Origin of the sequence: Natronomonas salinimetallica (assembly GCF_013839515.1) — an archaeon.
Lineage (GTDB): Archaea > Halobacteriota > Halobacteria > Halobacteriales > Haloarculaceae > Natronomonas.
Window position 1 is genome coordinate 1 of sequence record NZ_JACDNQ010000027.1, and the last position, 2,513, is coordinate 2,513.

A 2,513-nucleotide genomic window follows, 5' to 3' on the forward strand; every position below is an offset into this window, starting at 1 on the left:
TAGGAGAGGTAGCCGGCGGTCGTGTGTTTGACCCCTTTCGGCTGCCCCGTCGTCCCCGACGTGTACATGAGAAACAGCATGTCCTCGGCGTCGCGGACGACCGGCTCGACCGACGCGCCCTCGTGGTCGGCGACGAGGTCGTCGTAGTCGAGTTGATCGTCGGCCAGGTCGTGTTCCATCTCGTCTCCGAGACGGTCGACGACGACCGTCGTCGTCTCGTGATCGACGTCCTCGAGTCCCTCGTTCGTCTTCGAGAGGTGATCGAGGGGGTCACCGCGGCGATAGTAGCCGTCACAGGTGACCAGATACTCCGACTCCGCGGATTTCATCCGCGTCGCCAACGCGTCCGCCGAGAAGCCGGCGAACACGACCGAGTGCGGCGCGCCGATCCGGGCACACGCCAGCATGGCGATCGGCAGCTCGGGCACCATCGGCATGTACATCGTGACGACGTCGTCCTCCTCGACGCCGAGGTCACGGAGCGCCGCCGCGAACTCGTTGACCTCCCGGTGGAGCTCCTCGTAGGTATACTCACGCGTCTCGCCGAGTTCACCCTCCCACTGGATCGCGGCCTCGTCGCCGCGCTCGTCGAGGTGTCGATCGAGGCAGTTCGCCGAGGCGTTCAGTTCGCCCCCGGTGAACCACTCGTAGAACGGTTCGTCGTCGTCGACGAGCACTTCGTCGTAGTCGCTCTCCCACTCGAGCAACTCGGCCGCCTGTTCCCAGCAGTCGGGCCAGTTCTCCTCGAACTCCTCGTAGATCCCCGGATCGGAGACGTTCGCCTGCTCGACGAACGACTCCGGCGGCTCGAAGGATTCCTGCTCGGCAAGCCGTGCTTCCAGTTGTGTGTCCTCCGAATCAGACATTACACCCTACTGGACATATCCGACCCTTATAAGCGGGGGATCTAAGCATACAAACTCCGCCGCGGTTGGGTGCCGGACCCGACGGGCGGTTCGCGGTTGGGTGCCGGACCCGACGGGCGATTCGCCGGCGGCGTCGAGGGAACGTACGGCCAGTCGGGGGCCCCGCAGTCACCGACCGATGCGGCCCCGACGGGCACGCCCCACCCTCACAGGGAGGCCTCCGGAATCCCGCTTCCGATGTGCTCTCTGGTGTGGTCGAAAAACGACGAGAGGAGCTTTCGCTCGGCCTTTCGAAGGTGGTTGTGCAGGGTCGGCGAGGAGACGCCCATCGAGTCCGCGACCTCCTCGGCGGTCGATCCGCGAGGCCAATCGAAGTAGCCGGCGAAGTACGCCGCCCGCAGCGCGGAGCGTTGTTTGTCGGTGAGCGATTCCGAAAGGGAGTCTTGAAACTCCGCGATCGTCTCGACCGGCCGGTCGGCCGCGTGTTTCGCCTGAAGGGTCGTCTCGGGAAACGCCGCCTGTAACCCCTCGACGACGGAGCGGACGCCCGCCTCCTGGGCGATTTCGGCCCGGATGGTCTGTTCGCCCGTGTCGGCAACGCCCTCGCGGATCGTCGCCCCGATTTCGGTCAACGTCAGGGCTGGCGAACTCCCCTCGACGGTGAGTTCGAGCAGCGATCGGTCGCCGTACTCGCGGATGTAGCGGCCGTCACACACGCCCGAGGCGGCCGTCGCGGTGTCGAGGAACGCGTCGGGCGGGGCATCCTTCAGGGTGATATAAAACAGCAGCGACCCCTCCGCGACGGGGACGACGGCCTCGATCGAGCAGGCACAGCCGTGATCGGCCGTCGCCGAAACCAGAAACGCCTCTTCGTCGGTACAGCGGAACTCCAATTCGACGACGGTGTCGGCCAAGAGCAGGTTCCGGCGTTCGATCGCCGTGATCGCGTGTCCGATGCGGGCACCGAGGTCGGACAAAAGCGTCCGCTCGCGGTCGCCGAACGCCGTACCGCGGTCGGTGAAGACGGCGAGGACGCCGTAGGTCGTTTCGCCGTACGCGAGCGGGGCGATACCGACGGCACGCGTATTCGAGAGCTCCTCGGCATCGAAGGGACCGAGCGCGTCCGCGGGGGGTTCGCCACCGGCTACCCGCGGCTGTCCGGTTTCGATCGCCGAGGAGACGACGGACGATTCGACGTCGACGGCCGATTCGTCGGCGACCCTCGCGCCGGCCCCCTCCCGCGGCCGGAGCCGCGACTCGCCGGGATCGGTGCCGCCGATCCACGCGGCGAGATAGGCGTCGCTATCGGCGAGGGAGTCACAGACCGCGGTCTCGATCTCGGAGCGGGTCGAGGCATCGATCAGTTCGCGTCCCGCGGCGTTGATGTCAGCGACCAGTCCCTCCAGCCCCTCGAGCGTCTCACAGCGGCGAGCCAGGGACCGCTCCCTGCGAACCCGCTCGGTCACGTCGGCCGCGGTGATGACAACGAACCCCGTCTCGTCGTCACCGGCGGGAGCGACGGTCTGACGGGCGTGGACCCGTTCGCCGCTCTTGCGGCGAAGCGTCACCTGGCCGGTCCAGACGGCCCCGTCGGCGGCCGCCCGTCGCAGCGTTTCGTCGTAGGCCTCGGCGTCTTCGCCCGAACTG

The 2,513-nt window shown here is 67.3% G+C and carries 2 protein-coding genes; both read right to left on the reverse strand.

From position 1 onward, the window contains the following. On the reverse strand, positions 1–866 hold an 866-nt coding region (locus HZR14_RS14115; protein ID WP_181693519.1), incomplete at its 3' end, for an AMP-binding protein. Between the two features lie 206 nt (positions 867–1,072). Continuing rightward, the coding region (locus HZR14_RS14275) for a bacterio-opsin activator domain-containing protein (RefSeq protein WP_220132589.1) at positions 1,073–2,513 on the reverse strand (1,441 nt) is incomplete at its 5' end.